Raw genomic sequence first — 21,703 nt, 5'->3', positions numbered from 1 at the left:
GATGCGGTTCAAGGGCGCGGCGTTTCCTGGAATTCGGCGAGCCGCTGCAGCAGCTTCACGGCGGACGCGAGTTCGGCCTGCTCGGCCGCCGACAGTTGCGCGTGCAGCGCGCGGAACAGCCAGTCATCCTTGGCCGCGCGGTTCGCCTGCAGCACCTTGCGGAAACCGGGCGTGACCGCGATCAGCGTCTGCCGGCCGTCGGACGGATCGGGCTCGCCGCTGACGGCGCCCAGCGTCTCGAGCGTCGCGACCGTCACGCGCATCGACTGCGGGCGCACGCTTTCGGCGCGCGCCAGGGCCGATACGGTCGCGGGGCCGTCGCGGTCGAGCCGCAACAGCACCGATTTCTGCGATGACGTGAGGTCGTTCGGGTGGATCTGCTCCCGCATTCGCCGCATCAGCTTGCCGACCGAGATGCGGAGTTCGCCGGCGAGACCGGCCAGTGGGAGCGCGTCGGAGGGAGATAAAGGCGGGTTCATGAATTCAAGATAGCAGGTATACAGTCAAACTGTACAGTTTAGCTGCATATTTCACCTTGTAAGGATCGTCCCTTCGCGTGCGCTCGAGCCGATGCGAAACGTCGCGTTCGGCCGCGCAAGCCGGCTCTGCGATAATGCGGGCTCCCCATTTCCGCTCCGCTTCCCGCCATGACGCAGCCGTCCGCTCCGCTCTCCACCGACCTGCCGCCGATCTCGTGCCTGCCCGGCGACGCGCTGCCGTGGCTGCCGATGAGCGCCGACCTGCCCGGGCTCGCAATCAAGTACCTGCACATCAACGCGGCCGAGGACACGCTCACCGCGCTGCTGAAGATGCCGGCCGGCGGCACGCTGCCGCGCCATCGCCACGACGGCGAGGTATTCGTCCATACGCTGCAGGGTGCGTGGCGCTACCTCGAATACGACTGGATTGCGCGCGCCGGCTCGACGGTGCTCGAACCGGCCGGCTCGGTGCATACGCCGGAAACGCTCGGCGCGCCGGGCGAGGACGTGATCACGCTGAACGTGATGCGCGGCGATCTGGTGCTGCTCGACGACGAAGGCCGCGAAACCGCGCGCGAGAACTGCCGCGTCGCGCTGCTGCGCCAGCGCAAGCATGCGCGCACGGCGCCGGACGACGCCGCGCCGTTCGTCACACGGTAAGACAGGCGGCATCGCCGGGTCGCGATCCGTGCGGTGCGGGCTCGCGCTGATGTGCGGATGGCAGCCGGCGCCCTTCGCCAACGTCCCCGGCCTGCCCGCGCGTTACCGAAACCGCCGGAAAAACCGCCGGACATCGTCGGCCAGCAGATCCGGCTCCTCCATCGCGGCAAAATGGCCGCCACTCGGCATGTCGGTCCACTGCACGACGTCGAACACCCGTTCGAGCCAGCTGCGCGGCGGGCGGCCGATTTCCTTCGGAAAACGCGCAAACCCGACGGGCACCGCCACGCGCTGCCCGGCCGCGAAGCGCATGGGCTGCAGCCGGTTTTCCCAATACATCTGCATCGACGAGCCGATGCAGCCGGTGAACCAGTACAACGAGATGCCGGTCAGCAGCGTGTCGTGCGAAAACCGCCGCGCCAGGTCGCCGTCGCAATCGCTCCACGCTCGGAATTTCTCGGCGATCCACGCGGCCAGCCCGGCCGGCGAATCGTTGAGCGCGACGGCGAGCGTCTGCGGCTTCGTCATGTGGACGTGCGCGTATCCGCCTTCCAGCACGGCCCACTCGCCGCGCTGCGTCACGAACGCCCGTTCCTCGTCGGTCAGCGGCAAGGCCGCGTCGGTCGGCGGCTCGTAGCTGCCGGGCAGGAAGTTCAGATGGAGGCCGTCCACCACGTCGGCATGCCGCGCGCCGAGCGCAATCGACACGCCTGCGCCGAGATCGCCGCCTTGCGCGCCGAAGCGGCGATATCCGAGACCGGACATCAGTGCCGCCCAGCGGTCCGCGACCTGAAACGCCGACATGCCGGGTGCCGCGGGCGCCGGCGAGAACAGGAAGCCGGGCAGCGACGGCACGACGACGTCGAACGCGTCGTCCGGATCGCCGCCGAACGCCGCCGGGTCGCAGAGGCGATCGATCAGCGCGTCGAATTCGAAGACGGAGCCGGGCCAGCCGTGCGTGATGACGAGCGGATAAGGCTTCGGCCCGACGCCGCGTCGATGGATGAAATGCACGCGCTGCCCGCCTGCGTCTGCGACGAACTGCGGCAGCCGGTTCAGCGCACGCTCCGCCGCACGCCAGTCGAAGCGTTCGGCCCAGTACGCGGTCAGTTCGCGCAACCAGGCGCCGTCGACGCCCTGCTGCCACGGCTCCGCGGGTGTCAGCGTCGGTGCGCGCGTGGCGCGCAGGCGCCGGCGCAGGTCATCGAGCGCGTGATCGGGAATCGCAATGTCGAACGGGGCGGTGTGCATCGGGTCTCCTCGCGAAGCGGGTCGACGAGATTCTGCGCGATTTTCCCGGCGCGCGCAGAGCAGCTCGGGCACACGCGTCAGCCCGCCTCCCGCTCATCCGACCGCTCATCCGACCGCGCGTCGCGCCGCACCGCCTGCGGCGGCACGCCGAACCCGCGCACGAACGCCTCGCGCATGTGCCGCCGGTCGCGAAAGCCGTTTTCCTTCGCAATCACGTCGAGCGAATGGCGGCTCTGCTCGATCATCAGCCGCGCGGACTCCAGCCGCAGCCGCTCGATCGCCTTCGCGGGCGACTGCCCCGTCTCGAGCGTGAACACGCGGCTGAACTGGCGCGGGCTCAGGTGCACCGCTTCGGCGAGATCCTCGACGGTCAGCGCGCGGCCGAGATGCTGCCGCGCGTAGTTCAGCGCGTTCTGGATCCGGTCGGATTTCGGCGCGAGATCCAGCATTTCCGAATGCTGCGACTGCCCGCCGGCCCGCCGCTGGTGCATCACGAGCTTGTGCGCGACCGACCGGGCGACATCCGCGCCCAGGTCCTTTTCCACCATCGCGAGCGCGAGGTCGAGGCCGGCCGTCATCCCGGCCGACGTCCAGATCGAGCCGTCGACGATGTAGATCCGGTCTTCCTCGACGCGAATCTCCGGGTAGTCCCGCTGCAGGTCGCGGCCGAACGCCCAGTGCGTCGTCGCGCGGCGCTGCGCGAGCAGCCCGGCCTCGGCCAGCACGAACGCGCCCGTGCAGATGCCGGCGATCCGCCGCGCGCGCGCGTTGGCGCGGCGCAGGAACGCGACGACGCCGGGCGGCGCCGGCGACGCGACCGGATCGTTGACGCCCGCGACGATCCACGTATCGACGGCAAGCTGCCCGCGCAGCGCGTGCGTGGCGACCGGCAACCCGAGCGACGAGCGCACGTCGCCACCGTCGACCGAATAGTTGCCCATCACGTAGAACGGCTCGCTCATGCCCATGTTCGCGTACTCGAACACCGACTGCGCGGCGAGCGCCATGATCTGGAAGCCGTCGCTGATCAGAAAGCCGATGCGGTGCATGTGCGTTCTCCCTTCCCCGGCCAGTGAGTTGGCCCGATGTCCTGAATCATACCCATCTACGTCATTTGTGTCACAGCGATTCACGGCCAGAATGGCTTCACGCCATCCGGCCAATCCCATCGAAACGGAGCACATCATGACGCAAGCACATCGCGGTACCGCCCTCATTACCGGCGCCTCGTCGGGCATCGGCGCCGTCTACGCGGACCGCCTCGCGCGCCGCGGTTACGACCTGATCCTGGTCGCCCGCAACCGCGACCGGCTGGCCGCCCTCGCCGATCGCATCACGAACGACACGCAGCGCAGCGTCGAGATCGTCGACGCCGACCTCAACGACCGCGCGGCCCTCGCCGCCGTCGAGGCGAAGCTGAAGCAGGATGCGAGCATCACGCTGCTCGTGAACAATGCGGGCGTCGGCACGCACGCGCCGCTGCTCGACAGCGACGTCGACGCGATGACCCGGATGATCGACCTGAACGTGACGTCGCTCACGCGCCTCACCTACGCGGCGGTGCCCGGCTTCGTCGCCCGCGGCCGCGGTGCGGTGATCAACATTTCATCGATCGTCGCGATCTCGCCGGAAACGCTGAACGGCGTGTACGGCGGCACGAAGGCGTTCGTGCTCGCGTTCAGCCAGTCGCTGCATCACGAACTCGCCGACAAGGGCGTGCAGGTGCAGGCCGTGCTGCCCGGCGCAACCGCCACCGATTTCTGGCAGACGGGCGGCCTGCCGCTCGAGCATCTGCCGAAGGAAATCGTGATGTCGGCGTCCGACCTCGTCGACGCGGCGCTGATCGGCTTCGAGCGCGGCGAACTCGTGACGATCCCGTCGCTGCATGCGGGTGACGAATGGGCCGCCTACGAGGCCGCGCGCCGCACGATGGCCCCGCACCTGTCGGCCGATACGCCCGCGCCGCGCTACGCGACGGCACGCTGACCGCCCGACATCCCGCAGGTCGAAGGCAGCAAGCGCGTCGCCCTCCGGGACGCGCCGCGGAACCCGGTGACATGCAGCGCATCGCCGACGATCATCCCGGGTTCCGCGGCACGCTTCCCGGCACGTGCCGATCGGTGGATTCGTCTGCCGAAACATGCACCGGATTCTTTCCCGATCGGCGCAAATGGCGCATACCGACAGACGATTCCGGTTCGCTTGCCACGCATTCCGCGCAACAGTAAGCTCTGCGATTGCAGTCCCCAAGCGGCCTCGTCCGACCGGCATTCGTCCGATCACGAGGGCAATCGTCCGTTGCAAACTCGACCATGCGGGTCCGTATGTTCATCACCGAGACCGGCGACGCGCCGGCCTCCGCGCGCGGTTCGGCCGACCTTCAGCCCGCGCTCCCGCCCGTGCCGGAACTGGCCACCGTCTGTCGTGTCGCGCGGGCGCATTTCGGTGCCGCCGGCGCGTTCATTGCGCACGCGGATGCCGATGCGCCACGCGTGCTCGCCGTCGACGGCGCGCTGCCCGATCCCCTTTTCGCCGATGGCTTGCCACCCCGGGTCGAGCCGGATCCGGCCGCCGATGCGCGGCTCGTGCCGGACGACACGAACGCGAATGCGAACGGGCAATGCGGCGGCGGCCCGCCTCACGCGCCGCGGATCGTCGCGGCCTGCGAACTGGCCGCGCCCGATGGCGCGACACTGGGCATGCTGTGCGTCGTCGACGATGCGCAACGCACGCTCGACGCCACGCAACGCACGCTGCTCCGCGACCTCGCCATGCTGGCGGCAAGCGCGCTTTGCCGCGCGATCGAAGCCGCCGCGTTGCGCGAACGGCTCGACATCGTCGAGGAACACAGCACGCTGACCACGCTCGCGCTCACCGAAAGCGGCACCGGTGTGTGGGATCGCAACGTGGAAACCGGCGAGATACATTACTCGCCGGCCTGGAAGGCATTGCTCGGCTACGCGCCGCACGAGCTCGGCACCCGGATCGAGGATGCGTACGAACGGCTGCATCCGGACGACGTCGACGACGTGAAAGCCGCGATGCTCGCGCACTTCGAGCGCCGCACCGACCGCTACGCGGTCGAGCACCGCATCCGTTGCAAGGACGGCACCTACAAATGGATCTGCAGCCGCGGCAAGGTGATCACCCGCGACGCCTACGGCCGCGCGCTCCGGATGGTCGGCACGACCACCGACATCACCGCGCTGCGCGAGCTCGCCACGCGGTTGCGCGACTCGGCCGCGCTCGTCACGGATCTCACCGACCAGGTTCCCGGGCTCGTGTTCCAACTGCGGCAAACGGCCGACGGGCACCGCTTCTTTACCTACGCGAGCGCGGGTGTCAGCGACATCTATGAACTGACGCCCGAGCAGGTCGCCCACAGTGCGGAAGCGGTCGAGACGCGGATTCATCCGGCCGACCTGGTCGCCTATCGGCTGTCGCTGCACGACTCGTCGGTGCGGCTGACCCCGTGGCGCCTCGAATATCGCGTGCTGCTGCCCGGCCAGGGCCTGCGCTGGCGTGAAGGCGATGCACGCCCACAGCGCACGGCCGACGGCGGCACCGTGTGGCACGGCTTCATCACCGACGCGACCGACCGCAAGCACATCGAGGCCGAGCTGCACCGGATGGCCACGACCGATCACCTGACTCAACTGTCGAACCGCCACGCGTTCATGCGGCAAAGCGAAGCCGCGCTGCGCAACGTGCGCACGACCGGCCTGGCCGCCGCGGTGCTGATGCTCGATCTCGATCACTTCAAGGCGCTGAACGACCGCTGGGGCCACCCGGTCGGCGATCGCGCGCTCCGGCATTTCGCACGGCTGCTGCTCGCGGAAACCGGGCCCGACGGGATCGTCGGCCGGGTCGGCGGCGAGGAATTCGCGGTCGTGCTGCCGAAGGCGGATCTCGACACCGCGCTGGCATTCGCGCAGCGCGTGCAGCAACGCGCGACAGAGGCGCGGCTAATGCACGAGGACCAGCAGGTCACGCTGACCGTCAGCATCGGCATCGACGCGATGCGGGCGTCGGACTTCGGCGCGTACCAGCCGCTGTCACGCGCCGACAAGGCGCTCTATCTCGCGAAGGAACGCGGCCGCAACCGGATCGAGGTGTATCGGGCGTAGCCGACGCGACGGCGCGACTGCATGCCGGGCGACATCCGCGCCACGTCCGCCGCCCGGTTTCCCCGCCCCCGTCGCGCGATCGGTTCGAAACCGATCGTGTAGACTTGCGCCCCTTGCTCCCCTCACCACGACTTGCCATGGACAATGCCAAACGAACCGCGCGAATCGCGACAGGTCTGCTCGTCGTCGCGCTCGTCGAGTTGCTGGCGCTTCTGATCGGCTACGTGTTCGCCAGTTCGATGGACGATCCGTACGCCGGCGTTCGCGTGCTGATTACCGCACTGTTCTGGGCGGCAGGCCTCTCGGCCATCGGCGTCATCGCGGCAATCGCCTGCCTGTCGATCGACCTGCAGGCGCGCGGCGGCGTGATCTACGGGGCGCTGGTGCTGCACGGCCTGCTCGTCCTGCCCGGGCTGTTTCTGTCCTTCCACTGAATCGCACCGCAGCCGCCGGCGTCACGCCGCCTCCGCACGCGGCACCGCCCGCACCCCCAGCAGCATCGCGACCGCGCACGCGGCCAACAGCGCGGCGATCATCAGCATCGCCGGATCCATGCTGCCGGTTCGCGTGCGGATCAGCCCGACGAGCCAGGGGGTGATCATGCCGCTCGACACGCCGATGCTGCTGATCAGCGCGATCCCGCCGGCCGCGCCCGCGCCGGAGAAATACGCGGACGGCACGGCCCAGAACACCGGATGCGCAGCGAAGATCAGCATCGCCGCGACCGACAGCAGCGCCATCATCGCGACGATGCTCGGCAGGTGCAGCGTCAGCAGCGCAAGCGCCACCGCGCCGCCGAACGCGCATGCCGCGAAGTGCCGGCGCCGCTCGCGCTTGCGGTCGGAACGCCGCGCGATCGCGATCAGGCCGGCCGCGCCGATCGCATTCGGCACGACCGACAGCAGGCTGATCTGCACGACGTCGTGGATGCCGAATTCGCGGATCATCAGCGGCATCCAGAACAGCAGCATCAAGAGCGCGGTGGTCAGCGAGAAATAGATGAACGCGAACAGGTACGTGCGCGGTTCGGCCAGCACCTGCCGCAGCGAATGCGGCGCCGGCGTATCGACACCGGCGGCACCGGCGGCACCGGCGCGGTCGGCGGCCAGGTCGGCCGCAAGCCGCTGGCGATCGGCGTCGGACAGCCAGCGCGCCTGCTCGGGGCGATCGCACAGCCAGAACCACGCGATCACGCCGAGCAGGATCGCGGGCGCGCCCTCGATCGCGAACATCCATTGCCAGCCGTGCAGCCCGAGCACGCCCGACATCCCGCGCATCAGCCAGCCCGACAGCAGCCCGCCGACCATCCCCGCCACCGCGACGCCCGCGTAGAAGATCGACAGCACCGACGCACGCCGCCGCGCCGGATACCAGTACGTCAGGTAGAACACCACGCCCGGAAAGAACCCGGCCTCGAACAGCCCGAGCAGGAAGCGCAGCACGTAGAAGTGCTTCGCGCTGTCGACGGTGATCATCGCGACCGACACCGCGCCCCACAGGCACATGATCCGCGCGAACGTGCGGCGCGCACCGAAGCGGCGCAGCAAGGCGTTGCTCGGCACCTCGAACAGCACGTAACCGACGAAGAACAGCACGGCGCCGAGGCTGTACATCGCGTCGGTCAGGCCGAGATCTTGCCGCATCTGCAACTGCGCGAAGCCGATGTTGCTGCGATCGAGGATCGACACGATGTAGCAGATGAACAGGAACGGCACGATCCGCATGCCGATGCGCCGGTACAGCGCGTCGTCGTCCGGTGCAGCGGCGCCGGACGCGACGGCACGCGCGGCATCGGCTTGAAGAGGGGCTGACATCGATCGTCTCCTCGATGGATTCGGTTGCGGGGCGAACATGGGGCGCCGGTCGCCGCCGCCCGCGCGCGGCGACCGGCCGTTGCGCGTTCAGTCGCGCGGCGCGGCTTCGCCCTTCACGCCGAGCATCAGCGCGACGCCGCTCGCCACCAGCAACGCGGCCAGCAGATACACGGCGAGATCCATGCTGCCGGTGCGCGTGCGGATCATCCCGATCACCCACGGGCTGACGATGCCGCTCGTGATCCCGATGCTGCTGATCAGCGCGATCCCGGCCGCGGCCGCGTTGCCCGACAGGTAGCGGGTCGGCACGGCCCAGAAGATCGGCAGCGCGGCGAAGATCAGCGTCGCCGCGATCGACAGGCACGCGAGCATCGCCGCGAAGCTGTGCAGGTGCAGCGTCAGCGCGGCGAGCGCGATCCCGCCGCCGATCGTGCAGCACGCGAAGTGCTTGCGGCGCTCGCCGGTCCGGTCCGAACGGCGCGCGATCAGGACCAGCCCCACCGCGCCGACCGCGTTCGGCACGACCGTGTACAGGCTCACGGCCACGACGTCGGTCACGCCGAAATCGCGGATCATCAGCGGCATCCAGAAGTTGAGCGTCAGCGACGCGCAGGTCAGCGAGAAATAGATGAACGCGAACAGGTACACGCGCGGATTGGCGAGCGCGGCCACGAGGCTGCGCCCGTCGTGCGCGTGGCCGTGGCCGCGGCTGTCGGCGCACAGCGCGGCGACCCGCGCCTTTTCATCGGCCGTGAGCCACGCGGCATCCTGCGGCCGGTCGACCAGGAACGTGAACGCGGCGAACGCGAGCAGGATCGCCGGCGCGCCTTCGATCGCGAACATCCACTGCCAGCCGTGCAGGCCGAGCACGCCGCCCATGTCGCGCATGATCCAGCCCGACATCAGGCCGCCGAGCACGCCGGCCACCGCGACGCCCGCGAAGAACACCGAGATCGCGGCCGCGCGCCGGTTCGCGGGGAACCAGTAAGTGAGGTACAGCACGATGCCGGGAAAGAAGCCGGCTTCGAACACGCCGAGCAGGAACCGCAGCACATAGAAATGCGACGGCTGCGACACGAACATCATCCCGGTCGACGCGATGCCCCACAGCAGCATGATCCGCGTGAAGGTGCGGCGCGCGCCGAAACGCGCGAGCAGCATGTTGCTCGGCACTTCGCAGAACACGTAGCCGACGTAGAACACCGCGGCGCCGAGGCCGTACATCGCGTCGCTGAAGCCGAGATCGTGCTTCATCTGCAACTGCGCAAAGCCGATGTTGATGCGGTCGAGGAACGATACGACGTAGCAGAGGAACAGGAACGGCACGATCCGCCATGCGATCTTGCGGAACAGCAGCGCGTCGTCCGTGGCGGCGGATGCGGAAGCCGAAGCGCTCGCGTGCGCGAGCGTCGCTTCGGCATGAAGCGATTGGGGCATGTCTCTCTCCAAACAGGCTGCGCGATTCGGGCGCGCAGCCGTCTCCCAGGGCGTACGTGCGCCCTGCTTTCTAGTGAGCTCGGATCACGGCGGACGGCAAGACGGCGGAACGCCGCGGCCGGTCGCCGCTTCAGAAAAAAGGCGGAGCGCCCTGTCGGACACCCCGCCTGTGCAAGCCGCTCAGTCCTGCAGCGCGGCCCACATTTCCTTGTCGCGCTGCGCGGTCCAGATGCGCGGATGCGTGATGCCGCTCGCTTCGTCGAACGCACGCGACACGTCGAACGGCAGGCAGTGCTCGTAGATGAACACGTGGCCGAACTTCGGGTCCATCGCTTCGCGCGTGAGCGCCATCGATGCCTTCAGGTCGAGCTTCTGCTCGACGGCCTTGCGGCCCTGCGCGAGCAGCGTCGTGACGAAATCCTTCGTGTAGTCGAGGCCCTTGTTCACTTCGGCCGGGTTCAGCAGCGCGGGGCCACGGCCCGGCACCAGCTTCTCGGCGTTCAGCGCGCGCAGCGCCTCGAGGGTGGCCGGCCACTGTTCGAGCTGCGCATCGCCGCAGTAGCACGCGGCGTCGTATTCGACGAGGTCGCCCGAGAACAGCACTTTCTGCGACGGGATCCAGACGATCGTGTCGCCCTTCGTGTGGCCCGAGCCGACGTGCATGATCTTCACCTCGAGCTTGCCGAGGAACAGCGTGATCTCGCGCTCGAACACGAGCGTCGGCCAGGTCAGGCCGGGCACCGTCTCGACACCGGCGAACAGGCGCGGGAAGCGCTCGATCTCCGACTTCATGTCGGCCTCGCCGCGCTCGACGATCATCTCGTACGTGCCGCGGCTGGCGATCACGTGCTGCGCGCCTTCGTCGAAATACGCGGACGCGCCGAGCACGCGCACCGCGTGGTAGTGCGACAGCACGACGTGCTTGATCGGCTTGTCGGTCACGCTGCGGATCTTCGCGATCAGGTCCTGCGCCATCGCGGGCGTCGCGGTCGTGTCGACGATCAGCACGCTGTCGTCGCCGATGATCACGCCCGAGTTCGGATCGCCTTCGGCGGTGTACGCGTACGCGTTCTCGGACAGCTTCGTCCAGGTGACTTTCTTCTCTTCCAGATCGGCTTGGGAGGCGAATGCTTTGGCCATGTTGCGTTCCGTGGCTGCGAGCCATGTGTTGAGGGGAGTGAGCGGATCATCTTCCCGCACCGAATATTTGTCAATGGCAAAGTCGCTTGCTATTGTTTAATACGGGTAAACCTGCGGGCTGGCGCGATAAATGGCGTCGGATACCATGCGGGGTTTCGTCAACGGAAGAATCATCGCGTGCAGAACCACGAAGTCAGCGCAGACGATGCGCCGCCCAAGGCGCAGCGCGGGATCCAGAGTGTCGAGGTCGGCGGCCGGCTGCTCGACGCGCTCGCGCGCCGGCGCAAGCCGCTCGGGCTGTCCGAGCTGGCCGCGGCGGCCGACCTGTCGACCGCGCAGGCGCACACCTATCTCGTCAGCCTGACCCGGCTCGCGCTCGTGAAGCGCGACGCGCTCACCGGCAACTACGAGCCGGGCCCGTTGTCGCTGCGGCTCGGGCTGATGTCGATCGAGCGCCAGCCGGCCTATCGCGCGACGCTGCCGCACGCGGCACGGCTCGCGGAAGCGGTCGGCCTGAGCGTCGCGCTGTCGGTGCCGGGCGCGCTCGGGCCGACGATCGTGCGCATCGAGCACGGCGGTTATCCGCTGCACGTGAACCTGCATGTCGGTTCGGTGATGTCGCTCGACACGACGGCCACCGGCCGCGTGTTCCGCGCGTTCGGCGACCCCGCGCAACTCCGCGCGATGGCCGCCAGCCAGGCCGGCGCGGCCGACACGCTTGCAGGCGGCGAGCAGCCCGTGCCGGACACCGGCGTGCCGCAGGCCGAGCTCGACGCGATCCGCGCACGCGGGATCGAGCGCGGCGTCGACCTGCCGAGCCCCGGCGTCAGCGCGATGTGCGTGCCGGTGTTCGACGCGGCGGGTGCGCTGCAGCTCGCGTTGACGGTGATCGGTTCGACAGGCTCGATCGACGTCGCGTGGGACGGCCCGATCGCGGCGGCACTGCGCGACGCGGCGCGGCAGGCGAGCGCATCGCTCGGCGCGGCGCACGATGCCCCCCCGCCCGCACCCGGCGCAGCCCCGGCCGCTCCGCGCGTGCCGCCCGCGCTGGCCGACGATGCGAAGGCGCAGCGCGGGATCAACGCGCTCGACAGCACCGGCGAGCTGCTGCTCGCGCTGGTGTCGGCGGGCCGCGCGCTGCCGCTGCGCGATCTCGCGGCGGCGGCCGGGATGCCGGCCGCGAAGGCTTTTCCGCATCTCGTCAGCCTGCAGAAGATCGGCCTGCTGAGCCGCGACGACACCGGCTGCTTCGGCGGCGGCCCGCTCGGGCAGGCGCTCGGCCTGATCGCGATGCAGCGCGTGTCGCCGACGCGCGACGCTGAAGCCGAGATCGTCGCGCTGGCCGGCGCGACCGACATGAGCGTGGCGGCCGCGACGCTCGGGCCGCTCGGCCCGACGGTGATCCGCCTCGAGGAATCGGCGCGACCGCAGCACGTGAGCCTCCAGGTCGGCACCGTGATGTCGCTCGTCAATACGGCGATCGGCCGGATTTTCGCGGCCGGCATGTCCGACGACGTGCTGGCCGACCTGCTCGCCGACGAGCCCGTGCGCCTCGCGGGCCGCATCGCCCCGCCGACCGACGACGCATTCCGGGCGCGGCTCGCGACGATCCGCGCGGACGCGCTCGATTTCGCGTTCGACGCGCCGGTGCCGGGCATCGGGACGGTCGCCGCGCCCGTGTTCGATCACACCGGCAGCATCCGGCTCGTGATCGCGATCATCGGTTCGTCGCGCGGCTTCCCGCGCGGGCCGGACAGCGATCTCGCGCAGGCGTTGCTCGCCGCGACGCGGCGGCTGTCGTGGCGGTTCGGGTGGATCGGCCCGTAAGCCGACGCCCGCTTCCGCCATCCTCCGCAGCGCCCGAATCCCCCTCTCTTGTTCGATGCGAGGCCGTGCCGGCACGGCCTCGTCGCGCCCGCACGACCGTGCCAAGGCACCCGATATTCATGTTGCGAAGCAGCAACACAAATTGTCAGTAATTCTCATATAACGAAATCGCATTTCACAAGGCGGAGGCGTTTCGCTATGATTAGGGTTATCCCTAACTCGCCACCTATATGGGGCTTCGTCATGCAAACGTCTAATGTCTCCGACCGTTCCACCGAATCCGCTGGCTGGCTCGCACGTGTGGGCGAGCTGATTGCAGAAGCTTGGGCACTCCACCTCGAGACCTGCGAAGTCATCGCTGAAGCACACGCACGCCTGCCGCGCTGAGCGGTACGACCGGCCAACAGCCGGCCGCACGATGCCGTCCTGATCCGCTTGCCCGGATGCGCGCCACAAGGCCGCGGCATCCGGCAACGCCTGGGGCGGCAAACAATGTGGAAACCGGCAAGAGTTGCCCCGGTTGAATGCGCTCCCGGTGCCGGGAGCGTGTCGAGGTCGCTTTGAAGCCGATGCCGGCGCCAATCCGCGTCGACGCGGTATCGAATCGGCTTCGGCGCGGTTCTGTCTGACGGTTGCCCGGGCGGACAGCCGTTATCCAGCCAGCACGTGGGAAGGCCGGACCATCGCGGACGGAAGATTCATCCGCGTTGCCGGCGGCGGTACCGAACCGCGCCGCGCGGCTTCTCCCCCGCCCGATTGCCGGCTTTCTCCGCGCATACGCGCAGCCACAAGCGCCGTCGTTTCAACGACGGCCGCATCTCACCCCTGCCTTCCTCACACCTGAATCGACGGCACGTCCTTCATGCAGCGCAGCGCAAACATCGAGCGGCTGTGACGGATGCTCGAAATCTTGTACAGCTTTTCGCGCAGGAAGCGCTCGTAGCCGGCCGTGCCGTCCACCGCGACCTTGATCCAGTAGTCGTACTCGCCCGACACCAGATACGCCTCGAGCACCTCGGGCAGCGCGGCGAGCTCCTCGCCGAAGCGGGCGAGCGCGTCGTCCTCGTGGCGGTCGAGCGTGACTTCGAGGATCACGATGTCCGCATAACCCAGCTTCCGCTGGTTGACGAGCGCGACATAACCGTCGATGTAGCCGTCCACCTCGAGTTGCCGGGTGCGGTTCCAGCACGCGGTGGTCGACATGCCGATCTGTTCGGCCAGTTCGGCGTTCGACAGGCGCGCATTTTTCTGCAGTGCACCCAGGATCTTGCGGTCCTGGCTGTCGAGCGTTTTCGGCGAGCGTTCACGTGTGGCCATGGCAGGAAGAATCTTCTACTGAAAAGCGCGATTCTATCTGAACGACATTCCGGATTTGTGTCGGTTTGTGTGGAAATGCGGAAGCCTTTTAATCCGGCCCCTTGATATATTTTCCCCATGCCTGTTGTCCGGCACGCTCCCCGCGACAACCCCTTCGCAGCGGGACGCACGGCCGCAATCACGAGTTGCGGTGCCGGCCAGCAGGCATGCGATTCCCCGCCGCCCGCGCGCCTATCCGGCCGCGCGGCTTCGGCGCCCGTGTTCCTGTTCCTGCCCTACCCGTCATGTCGTTCAGGCTTTACCTCTCGTTTCTCGCTGCTTCCGCCGTTCTCGTCTACGCTCCCGGCCCCGTCAACCTCCTCACCATGAACCACGCACTGCGCGCCGGATGGCGCCGCGCGCTGCCGTGCGTCTGGGGCGGCACGCTCGCCGTGCTGCTGCAACTCGCGCTGACCGCGCTGTGCCTGAATTCGCTCGTGCATCTCGACGAGCGCGCGCTGACCGTGCTGCGCTGGGCCGGCGCAGCCTACCTCGTCTGGCTCGGCTGCAAGCAATGGCTCAGCCGCACGCCGGCCGGCGCGTCCGCTACGGCCGGGCCCGCCGGGGCGGCAACGCCGGAGACCGACTCGCACCGCGCGCTGTTCTGGCGCGGCCTGGCGACCTCGGGGCTGAATCCGAAAACGCTGCTGTTCTTCCCGTCGTTCTTCCCGCAGTTCATCGTCCCGGACGCCGACTGGAGCCTGAACCAGCAGTTCCTGCTGCTCTCGGCGACCTTCGCGGTGCTGTTCGCGGGCGGCGTCGCGTCGATGGCGCTGTTCTCGCACCGGCTGAGCCGCGCGCTGCAGCGGCCCGCGCGGATGCGCGCGATGAACCGCGTCACGGGCGGGCTGCTCGTCGGGATGGGCGCGATCATGGCCGGCTGGAACTGAACGGCCGCCGCTGCGCGCGTCGTCGCCACCGCCGCCGGGCCCCGCGAAAAAGCAGCCGATCGCGGAATGCTTTAGGGTAGCGCCTGGTTCGTTGGACATGCCCGGCCTGCCGGGCGACTGAATGAAGCACGTCACTACCCGCCTGCGGCGCCTGTTCGCGCCGATCGGCCTGCATTGGTATCTCGCCCTTCTCCTCGCGCTCGATGCACTGATGGTGCTGCGCCCGGTCGTCGACAACGCGAAGCTCGGCCGCCACGGTGCGTGGCTTGCCGATGCGCTGAACCTCGTCGACAACGCGGGGCTCGTCGTGCTGCCGCAGGTCGTGATCGCGGCCGGCCTCGCGACCATGGCCATCGGCATCTTGCTGCGTGCGCGCGTCGCGTGGGTGCTGTCGATCCTGCTGCTGGTCGCGGCCGCCGCGCTCAGCGCGCTCGGCGGTTATCCGAGCCACGGCGTGTTCGCCTACACGGCCGTGCTGGTCGTCGCGCTGCTTTATTACTGGCGGCATTTCGACCGCGCGAGCGTCGCCGCGAGCAGCCTGTTCGCGTTGCTGAGCATCGTGTCGCTGCTGATCTACGCCACCTTCGGCGTGCTGTATCTCGGCGACGAATTCACGCCGCCCGTCCACGACCTCGCCACCGCCGTCTATTTCTCGATCGTGTCGATGTCGACGGTCGGCTACGGCGACATCGTTCCGCACGCGCCGACCGCGCGCCTGTTCACCGCCTCGGTGATCGTGCTCGGCATCACGGTGTTCGCGACGTCGATCAGCGCGGTCGTCGGCCCCGTGATCGGCGGCAATCTGAAACGGATCGTCAAGGGAGGCATTTCGAACGTGATCCGCAAGCATCATTTCCTGATCGTCGGCGCTACGCCCGTCGCGCATGCGGTACACGACGGGCTGCGCAAGCGCGGCTACGCGGTGACCGTCGTCGTGCCGGCCGGCGTCGAGCACAACTACGCGGCGGCGACCGACCTGATCGTCGGCGACGCGACCGACCATGCGGTGCTGGAAAGCGCCGGCGCGGCGACCGCGCGCGCGGTGCTCGCGCTGCGCTCCGACGACGCCGAGAACGCGTTCATCATCCTCGCGATCCGCGAGATCGCGCCGTCGGTGCGCACGGTCGCGCTCGTGAACCAGCAGCGCAACCTCGAACGGCTGCGCCTGCTGAAGCCCGACATGGTGTTTTCGCCGCAGCAGCTCGCGGGCGAACTGCTCGCGAGCACGCTCAACGACGAACCGGTCGACAAATCGATGATCTCGCACCTGCTGTTCGGCACGGCCGATGCCGCATGACCTGTCGGGCCCGTGACCGCGTGACCGCGTGACCGCAGACCGCAGACCGCATGGCCTCGTGACCGCATGACCCGCGGCGGCCGGCATGCGCCCGGTACAATCGCGCGATGTCCGAATTGCTCACTTACGGCGGCCTGTTCGCCGTGTCGATGGTCGCCGCGACCCTGTTCCCGCTCCAGTCCGAAGCCGTGCTCGCCGGCCTGCTGCTCGCCGGGCGCGAACCCGTATGGGCGCTGGTGCTCGTCGCGAGCGTCGGCAACGTCGCCGGCTCCGCGATCAACTGGGCGCTCGGGCGCGGCATCGAGCACTTCCGCGCGCGCCGCTGGTTTCCCGTCAAGCCCGCCGCGCTCGCACGCGCCGAGCGCTGGTATGCGCGTTATGGCCGCTGGTCGCTGCTGCTCAGCTGGGCGCCCGTGATCGGCGATCCGCTGACGATGATCGCCGGCGTGCTGCGCGAGCCGCTGCCGAGCTTTCTCGCGATCGTGACGATCGCGAAGGTCGGCCGTTACCTGGCCGTCGCGTGGCTCGTCACGCACTGACACCCGCGCTCCCGCCGCACCTGCCGGCGTCGCCATCGACGACGCGCCGCTAAAGAATTCGCCGCTGCTGCCGTATTAAGGTCGATCAGCGGTGACGCGTGCGTTCCGCCCCTCTCCCTCCCCACTCAGGAAGTTTCATGAGATTGACCCAATTGGGCCGGGTGAGCGTCGGCGCGCGTCTTGCCGCGCTGGCGTGCGCGCTCGTCGCCCTGCTGTTTACCGTGTTCGCATGGACGCTCGCCCATTTCGCCGGCCGACAACTCGCCGAAGAGGCGCACCTGCGGATCGCCGACAACGAGCAGTCGATCCGCGCGATGGTCGACCTGTTCGACAAGGCGCTGACCGCCGAAGCCGATCGCTCGATGTCGCTGTTCGCGAGCTTCCTGCCGGCCGAGTTCTCGATCGACCCGGCGCGCACCGTCGACATCGGCGGCGTCGCCGCGCCGACGCTCCTCGCGGGCGGCCAGCCGCTCGACCTCGACTATTCGATTCCCGACCAGTTCCTGAAGAAAAGCGGCGCGATCGCGACGATCTTCGCGCGCGACGGCGACGATTTCGTGCGCATCACGACATCGCTGAAGAAGCAGGACGGCGCGCGCGCCGTCGGCACGAAGCTCGACCGTGCGGGCCCCGCGTACGCCCCGCTCGTCGCCGGACGCGTGTACACGGGCCTCGCGAAGCTGTTCGGGCGGCCGTACGTCACGCAATACAAGCCGGTGACCGATGCGACCGGCCGCGTGATCGGCGCGCTGTTCGTCGGCCTCGACATCAGCGCCGAGCTCAAGCTCGTCGAGGACGGCATCCGCTCGCTGAAGATCGGCAGCAACGGCTACTACTTCGTGCTCGACGCATCGCAGGGCCCGTCGCGCGGCACCTTCGTCGTGCATCCCGATGCGGCCGGCGCGCCTGCCGACGATACGCGCGCGCCCTACGCGCAGATGCTCGCGGCCGGCGCGGGACAGCTCGCGTACACGTCGACCGACCCGGCCGCGCACGACAGCGGGCCCACCGCGAAATTCGTGTCGTTCACGACGATTCCGCAGTGGCAGTGGCTCGTCGGCGGCATCGCGCTCGACGACGAACTGCTCGCCGGCATGCGCGCCACCCGCAACCGCTTCCTGATGATCGGCGCGTTGCTCGTCGCGGCGTTCGCGACGCTGTTCGTCATCGTGGTCCGCCGTGTCGTGAGCCGGCCGCTCGATGCGGCGGCACGCGCCTCCGAGCGTTATGCGGCGGGCGATCTCAGCGTGCGCATCCGCGATGACGCAGCCATGCGCGGCAACGCGGGCCACGCCGGCAACGACGAGATCGGCCGGCTCGAGCAGGCCGTCGACGGGATCGGCGACGGCCTCGCCCGGATCGTCGAGCAGGTGCGCAACAGCTCGGCCGACATCGCGCGCGGCACGGTCGACATCGCGGCCGGCAGCGGCGACATGGCCGCGCGGATCGCGACGCAGGCGAGCAGCGTCGAACAGACCGCGGCCAGCATGGAGCAGATCACCGCCGCCGTGCAGCAGAGCGCCGAGCACGCGGCGCAGGCCAACGCGCTGGTCGCCCACGCGTCGGCCGCCGCGACGAACGGCGACGCCGCGGTGCAGCGCGTGGTCGCGACGATGGACGACATCGGCCGCGCAACACGCCGGATCGCCGAGATCACGGGCACGATCGAGGGCATCGCGTTCCAGACCAACATCCTGGCGCTGAACGCGGCCGTCGAGGCCGCGCGCGCGGGCGAACACGGCAAGGGCTTCGCGGTGGTCGCGGCCGAGGTGCGCACGCTCGCGCAGCGCAGCGCGGCTGCCGTGAAGGAAATCGACGCGCTGAGCGCAGAATCGTCGACGACCGTCGAACAGGGTTACCGGATCGCGGACGCCGCGCGCGGCACGATGCGCGACATCGTCGCGCGCGTCGACCAGGTCAGCACGCTGATCGGCGAGATCAGCGCCGCGTCGCGCGAACAATCGACCGGCATCGAACAGGTGAACCTGGCCGTCACGCAGATCGGCGACGCGACGCAGCGGAATGCCTCGCTGATCTCGGACGCCGAACGCGCGGCCGTCGCACTGCGCGACCAGGCCGCGCAGCTGGCCGATGCGGTCAGCGTGTTCCGCCTCGAGCGGGACGCGTGACCGGAGACGGACGACGGACGATCGGCCAGGGCCGGGCGGCTCGCCTACTTCTTGTCGCCCGCCAGGTCGATCGCCTTGTCCGAGCCGACCGCGTTGCGCAGCTGGAATTTCTGGATCTTGCCGGTCGACGTCTTCGGCAGCTCGCCGAAGCGCACGACCTTCGGCACCTTGAAGCCCGCGAGCAACTGCCGGCAATGCGCGACGATCTCCGCTTCGGTCGCGCTCGCGCCTTCGCGCAGCTCGACGAACGCGCACGGCACCTCGCCCCATTTCGGGTCGGGCATCGCGACGACGGCGGCGACCGCCACGGCCGGATGCCGGTACAGCGCATCCTCGACCTCGATGCTCGAGATGTTCTCGCCGCCCGAGATGATGATGTCCTTCTTGCGATCCTTGATCCGGATATAGCCGTCCGGCGTCAGCACCGCGAGATCGCCGGTATGGAACCAGCCGCCGTGGAACGCGTCGTCGGTCGCCTTCGGGTTCTTCAGGTAGCCCTTCATGCAGATGTTGCCGCGGAACATGATCTCGCCGAGCGTCTCGCCGTCGGCCGGCACCGGCGCCATCGTGTCGGGATCGAGCACCGTCGCGCCCGCTTCCAGGTGGTAGCGCACGCCCTGGCGCGCATTGAGCCGCGCACGCTCCTCATCGGGCAGTTCCTCCCAATGCGCCTGCTTCGCGCACACGGTCGCCGGGCCGTAGACCTCGGTCAGCCCGTACACGTGCAGCAGGTCGAAGCCGATCTCCTTCATCTTCGCGATCACGGCCGGCGCGGGCGCCGCGCCCGCCACCATCGCGTGCACCGTGTGGTCGATGCCGGCGCGGAATTCGGCCGGCGCGTTCGCGATCGCGCTCTGTACGATCGGCGCGCCGCAGTAGTGTGTGATGCGTTCGCGGCGAATCAGGTCGAACACCGTCTTCGCGTCGAACTTGCGCAGGCAGACGTTCACGCCCGCGCGCGCCGCGACGGCCCACGGGAAGCACCAGCCGTTGCAGTGGAACATCGGCAGCGTCCACAGGTAGACGGCGTGCTTCGGCATGTCCCATTCGAGGATGTTGCTGATCGCCGCGAGATACGCGCCGCGATGGTGGTAGACGACGCCCTTCGGATCGCCGGTCGTACCGGACGTGTAGTTCAGCGCGATCGCGTCCCATTCGTCGGCGGGCGGAGTCCACGCGTAGTCGGCGTCGCCGCTTGCCACGAGCGCCTCGTAGTCGGTCGCGCCCGCGAAGCGGGCGGGGTCCGCCGGCATCGCATCGGCCACGCTGACGATCTTCAGGCCCGGCACCTCGAGCGCCGCGCGATGCGCGAATTCCGCATATTCGGTGTCGACGATCAGCACCTTCGCCTCGCCGTGGCGCAGCATGAACAGCACCGACGACACGTCGAGCCGCGTGTTGATCGTGTTCAGCACGGCGCCGGCCATCGGCACGCCGAAGTGCGCCTCGACCATCGCCGGGATGTTCGGCAGCATCGCCGCGACCGTGTCGCCGCGGCCGACGCCGAGCCGCGCGAGCGCGCTCGCCAGCTGCTTCGCGCGCGTGTAGGTCTCGCCCCAGGTGCGCCGCACGTCGCCGTGCACGATCGCGAGGCGCTCGCCGTAGACTTCGGCCGTCCTGACCAGGAAGTCGATCGGGGTGAGCGGCACGTAATTGGCGTCGCGGCGGCCGAGTCCGGCCTCGAACATCTGCGTCATGATCCTGTCTCCCGTGTTCTGTCGACCGGGGCGCTTCCACCCCGGATCGTTTTGATGTGGTTCAATTGCCGACAGCCTAACGGGCGCTATTGTGAGCCGTCTGTCATCGAAACGACAGAGTGCCTTTCCCGCGCTGCGCGTTATCCCTATCCTCGCAAACCCGCACCCATGCACGACCCTCTCGCCGCCCCGCCCGACGCGCCCGCCCACCCGGCCGACGCCCTTTCCGCACCGGGCCCGCTGCCGGCGCTGTCCACGCTGTTCGGCCAGTGCGCGTGGTTCCGCACGCTCGCGCCCGAACACCAGGCGCTCGTGCTCGCGCAATCGCGCGTCGAGCAGTGCGAGGCCGGCGACGTGATCGCCCATCGGCTCGCGCCGTCCGAATACTGGATCGGCGTGCATCGCGGGCTGCTGAAGCTCGCGATCTTCAACGCGTCCGGGCGCGGCTGCACGTTCTCCGGCGTGCCGTCCGGCGGCTGGTTCGGCGAAGGCAGCGTGATCAAGCGCGAGCTGCGCAAGTACGAGGTCGTCGCGATCCAGCGCTCGACCGTGCTGTTCGTGCCGGTCGACACGTTCCACGCACTGCTCGACACGAGCCTGCCGTTCACGCGCTTCGTGATTCATCAGTTGAACAACCGGATGGGCGAATTCATCGCGTCGATCCAGAACAGCCGGCTGCTGGACGTCGACGCACGCGTCGCGCAGTCGCTCGCGCAGCTGTTCAATCCCGACCTGTACCCGGACACCGGCCCGTCGCTGTCGATCTCGCAGGAGGAACTGGGGATGCTCGTCGGCGTGTCGCGGCAGCGGATCAACCAGGCGCTGCAGCAGCTCGAGAAACTCGGCGTGCTGCGGCTCGCGTACAACCAGATCGACGTCGTCGACCTCGGTGCGCTCGCGCGTGTCGGGATGGAGCAGATCTGAGCGCGGGCCCATGAGCGGAACCGCCGCAGGCGCAGCCGACCCGTCCGGTATCGCGACCGTTTTGCGGCTGGCGCGCCGCGCGGCGTTTCCTCTGCCGAATCGGCGCCGGGCCGCCCCGCCGCAACCTGACAATTCC

The 21,703-nt window shown here is 68.9% G+C and carries 19 protein-coding genes; 10 read left to right on the top strand and 9 right to left on the bottom strand.

The features are described 5' to 3' along the window. Positions 1 to 8: 8 nt before the first annotated feature. Positions 9 to 479, bottom strand: coding sequence for a MarR family winged helix-turn-helix transcriptional regulator (locus ACTJLD_RS11840; protein WP_334066036.1), 471 nt, complete (start codon positions 477 to 479; stop codon positions 9 to 11). A 168-nt stretch (positions 480 to 647) separates the two neighbouring features. Between ACTJLD_RS11840 and ACTJLD_RS11835 the strand changes: the two genes are divergently transcribed. Then, on the top strand, positions 648 to 1,139 hold the full coding sequence (locus ACTJLD_RS11835; RefSeq protein WP_124531325.1) for a 2,4'-dihydroxyacetophenone dioxygenase family protein: 492 nt from the start codon (positions 648 to 650) through the stop codon (positions 1,137 to 1,139). 102 nt (positions 1,140 to 1,241) lie between these two features. Here the strand turns inward: ACTJLD_RS11835 and ACTJLD_RS11830 are convergent, their stop codons facing one another. Both ACTJLD_RS11830 and ACTJLD_RS11825 read right to left on the bottom strand, forming a co-directional pair. After that, entirely contained in the window at positions 1,242 to 2,390 is a 1,149-nt protein-coding gene (locus ACTJLD_RS11830; protein WP_440658813.1) for an epoxide hydrolase family protein, read from the bottom strand. A gap of 77 nt (positions 2,391 to 2,467) precedes the next feature. Next, complete coding sequence (locus ACTJLD_RS11825; RefSeq protein WP_440658811.1) at positions 2,468 to 3,439, bottom strand: GlxA family transcriptional regulator; 972 nt, start codon at positions 3,437 to 3,439, stop codon at positions 2,468 to 2,470. Between the two features lie 136 nt (positions 3,440 to 3,575). Between ACTJLD_RS11825 and ACTJLD_RS11820 the strand changes: the two genes are divergently transcribed. Next, positions 3,576 to 4,376, top strand: coding sequence for an SDR family NAD(P)-dependent oxidoreductase (locus ACTJLD_RS11820; protein WP_060315280.1), 801 nt, complete (start codon positions 3,576 to 3,578; stop codon positions 4,374 to 4,376). Between the two features lie 293 nt (positions 4,377 to 4,669). Here the strand turns inward: ACTJLD_RS11820 and ACTJLD_RS11815 are convergent, their stop codons facing one another. Beyond that, positions 4,670 to 5,011, bottom strand: a complete 342-nt coding sequence (locus ACTJLD_RS11815) for a hypothetical protein (protein WP_404824981.1) — start codon at positions 5,009 to 5,011, stop codon at positions 4,670 to 4,672. A gap of 78 nt (positions 5,012 to 5,089) precedes the next feature. Here ACTJLD_RS11815 and ACTJLD_RS11810 point away from each other — a divergent pair, with 78 nt between their 5' ends. Further along, positions 5,090 to 6,517, top strand: coding sequence for a sensor domain-containing diguanylate cyclase (locus ACTJLD_RS11810; RefSeq protein WP_416360059.1), 1,428 nt, complete (start codon positions 5,090 to 5,092; stop codon positions 6,515 to 6,517). Positions 6,518 to 6,654: 137 nt separating this feature from the next. After that, positions 6,655 to 6,951 carry a hypothetical protein gene (locus tag ACTJLD_RS11805; RefSeq protein WP_060085214.1) on the top strand — a complete coding sequence of 99 codons (297 nt, stop codon included), beginning with the start codon at positions 6,655 to 6,657 and terminating at the stop codon, positions 6,949 to 6,951. Between the two features lie 21 nt (positions 6,952 to 6,972). On the opposite strand, the gene ACTJLD_RS11800 is transcribed toward ACTJLD_RS11805, so the two are convergent. The 3 genes from ACTJLD_RS11800 to ACTJLD_RS11790 all read right to left on the bottom strand — a co-directional run bounded on the left by ACTJLD_RS11800 (position 6,973) and on the right by ACTJLD_RS11790 (position 10,908). Beyond that, positions 6,973 to 8,331 (bottom strand): MFS transporter, encoded by a 1,359-nt coding sequence (locus tag ACTJLD_RS11800; protein WP_060085213.1) that lies wholly within the window; start codon positions 8,329 to 8,331, stop codon positions 6,973 to 6,975. An 87-nt stretch (positions 8,332 to 8,418) separates the two neighbouring features. Further along, positions 8,419 to 9,768: an MFS transporter gene (locus ACTJLD_RS11795; protein ID WP_059694963.1), complete on the bottom strand. Its 1,350-nt coding sequence runs from the start codon at positions 9,766 to 9,768 to the stop codon at positions 8,419 to 8,421. Between the two features lie 180 nt (positions 9,769 to 9,948). Continuing rightward, complete coding sequence (locus ACTJLD_RS11790) at positions 9,949 to 10,908, bottom strand: MBL fold metallo-hydrolase (protein ID WP_059683417.1); 960 nt, start codon at positions 10,906 to 10,908, stop codon at positions 9,949 to 9,951. A gap of 177 nt (positions 10,909 to 11,085) precedes the next feature. Between ACTJLD_RS11790 and ACTJLD_RS11785 the strand changes: the two genes are divergently transcribed. Beyond that, the gene (locus ACTJLD_RS11785) at positions 11,086 to 12,735 is read left to right on the top strand and encodes an IclR family transcriptional regulator (protein WP_060085212.1); all 1,650 of its coding nucleotides are present in this window, start codon (positions 11,086 to 11,088) and stop codon (positions 12,733 to 12,735) included. A gap of 834 nt (positions 12,736 to 13,569) precedes the next feature. Here the strand turns inward: ACTJLD_RS11785 and ACTJLD_RS11780 are convergent. Then, a complete protein-coding gene (locus ACTJLD_RS11780; protein WP_021159229.1) occupies positions 13,570 to 14,052 on the bottom strand; it encodes an Lrp/AsnC family transcriptional regulator in 483 nt (160 codons plus the stop codon). A 284-nt stretch (positions 14,053 to 14,336) separates the two neighbouring features. Here ACTJLD_RS11780 and ACTJLD_RS11775 point away from each other — a divergent pair, with 284 nt between their 5' ends. From ACTJLD_RS11775 to ACTJLD_RS11760, 4 genes are all read left to right on the top strand, one after another. Further along, the gene (locus ACTJLD_RS11775) at positions 14,337 to 14,981 is read left to right on the top strand and encodes a LysE family translocator (RefSeq protein ID WP_124838405.1); all 645 of its coding nucleotides are present in this window, start codon (positions 14,337 to 14,339) and stop codon (positions 14,979 to 14,981) included. A gap of 121 nt (positions 14,982 to 15,102) precedes the next feature. Further along, complete coding sequence (gene kch / locus ACTJLD_RS11770) at positions 15,103 to 16,278, top strand: voltage-gated potassium channel protein (RefSeq protein ID WP_124814802.1); 1,176 nt, start codon at positions 15,103 to 15,105, stop codon at positions 16,276 to 16,278. Between the two features lie 107 nt (positions 16,279 to 16,385). Next, positions 16,386 to 16,817 (top strand): YqaA family protein, encoded by a 432-nt coding sequence (locus tag ACTJLD_RS11765; protein WP_027791496.1) that lies wholly within the window; start codon positions 16,386 to 16,388, stop codon positions 16,815 to 16,817. A gap of 137 nt (positions 16,818 to 16,954) precedes the next feature. Further along, the gene (locus ACTJLD_RS11760; protein ID WP_440658807.1) at positions 16,955 to 18,946 is read left to right on the top strand and encodes a Cache 3/Cache 2 fusion domain-containing protein; all 1,992 of its coding nucleotides are present in this window, start codon (positions 16,955 to 16,957) and stop codon (positions 18,944 to 18,946) included. A gap of 44 nt (positions 18,947 to 18,990) precedes the next feature. Here the strand turns inward: ACTJLD_RS11760 and ACTJLD_RS11755 are convergent, their stop codons facing one another. Beyond that, a complete protein-coding gene (locus tag ACTJLD_RS11755; RefSeq protein ID WP_059694975.1) occupies positions 18,991 to 20,643 on the bottom strand; it encodes an acyl-CoA synthetase in 1,653 nt (550 codons plus the stop codon). A gap of 168 nt (positions 20,644 to 20,811) precedes the next feature. Here ACTJLD_RS11755 and ACTJLD_RS11750 point away from each other — a divergent pair, with 168 nt between their 5' ends. Beyond that, the gene (locus ACTJLD_RS11750; RefSeq protein WP_059814227.1) at positions 20,812 to 21,567 is read left to right on the top strand and encodes a Crp/Fnr family transcriptional regulator; all 756 of its coding nucleotides are present in this window, start codon (positions 20,812 to 20,814) and stop codon (positions 21,565 to 21,567) included. The last annotated feature ends 136 nt before the right edge of the window (positions 21,568 to 21,703 follow it).

Origin of the sequence: Burkholderia sp. 22088 (assembly GCF_052045915.1) — a bacterium.
Classification (GTDB): domain Bacteria; phylum Pseudomonadota; class Gammaproteobacteria; order Burkholderiales; family Burkholderiaceae; genus Burkholderia; species Burkholderia cepacia.
The sequence above is the reverse complement of the archived record's forward strand: the minus strand, read 5'-3'. Positions and strand labels throughout refer to the sequence as shown.

Excerpts from the sequence above, each read along its gene's own strand:
- ACTJLD_RS11840 (WP_334066036.1), bottom strand. The coding sequence starts at position 479 with ATGAACCCGCCTTTATCTCCCTCCGACGCGCTCCCACTGGCCGGTCTC.
- ACTJLD_RS11835 (WP_124531325.1), top strand. The coding sequence starts at position 648 with ATGACGCAGCCGTCCGCTCCGCTCTCCACCGACCTGCCGCCGATCTCG.
- ACTJLD_RS11830 (WP_440658813.1), bottom strand. The coding sequence starts at position 2,390 with ATGCACACCGCCCCGTTCGACATTGCGATTCCCGATCACGCGCTCGAT.
- ACTJLD_RS11825 (WP_440658811.1), bottom strand. The coding sequence starts at position 3,439 with ATGCACCGCATCGGCTTTCTGATCAGCGACGGCTTCCAGATCATGGCG.
- ACTJLD_RS11820 (WP_060315280.1), top strand. The coding sequence starts at position 3,576 with ATGACGCAAGCACATCGCGGTACCGCCCTCATTACCGGCGCCTCGTCG.
- ACTJLD_RS11810 (WP_416360059.1), top strand. The coding sequence starts at position 5,090 with ATGCTGTGCGTCGTCGACGATGCGCAACGCACGCTCGACGCCACGCAA.
- ACTJLD_RS11805 (WP_060085214.1), top strand. The coding sequence starts at position 6,655 with ATGGACAATGCCAAACGAACCGCGCGAATCGCGACAGGTCTGCTCGTC.
- ACTJLD_RS11800 (WP_060085213.1), bottom strand. The coding sequence starts at position 8,331 with ATGTCAGCCCCTCTTCAAGCCGATGCCGCGCGTGCCGTCGCGTCCGGC.
- ACTJLD_RS11795 (WP_059694963.1), bottom strand. The coding sequence starts at position 9,768 with ATGCCCCAATCGCTTCATGCCGAAGCGACGCTCGCGCACGCGAGCGCT.
- ACTJLD_RS11790 (WP_059683417.1), bottom strand. The coding sequence starts at position 10,908 with ATGGCCAAAGCATTCGCCTCCCAAGCCGATCTGGAAGAGAAGAAAGTC.
- ACTJLD_RS11780 (WP_021159229.1), bottom strand. The coding sequence starts at position 14,052 with ATGGCCACACGTGAACGCTCGCCGAAAACGCTCGACAGCCAGGACCGC.
- ACTJLD_RS11775 (WP_124838405.1), top strand. The coding sequence starts at position 14,337 with ATGTCGTTCAGGCTTTACCTCTCGTTTCTCGCTGCTTCCGCCGTTCTC.
- kch (WP_124814802.1), top strand. The coding sequence starts at position 15,103 with ATGAAGCACGTCACTACCCGCCTGCGGCGCCTGTTCGCGCCGATCGGC.
- ACTJLD_RS11765 (WP_027791496.1), top strand. The coding sequence starts at position 16,386 with ATGTCCGAATTGCTCACTTACGGCGGCCTGTTCGCCGTGTCGATGGTC.
- ACTJLD_RS11760 (WP_440658807.1), top strand. The coding sequence starts at position 16,955 with ATGAGATTGACCCAATTGGGCCGGGTGAGCGTCGGCGCGCGTCTTGCC.
- ACTJLD_RS11755 (WP_059694975.1), bottom strand. The coding sequence starts at position 20,643 with ATGACGCAGATGTTCGAGGCCGGACTCGGCCGCCGCGACGCCAATTAC.
- ACTJLD_RS11750 (WP_059814227.1), top strand. The coding sequence starts at position 20,812 with ATGCACGACCCTCTCGCCGCCCCGCCCGACGCGCCCGCCCACCCGGCC.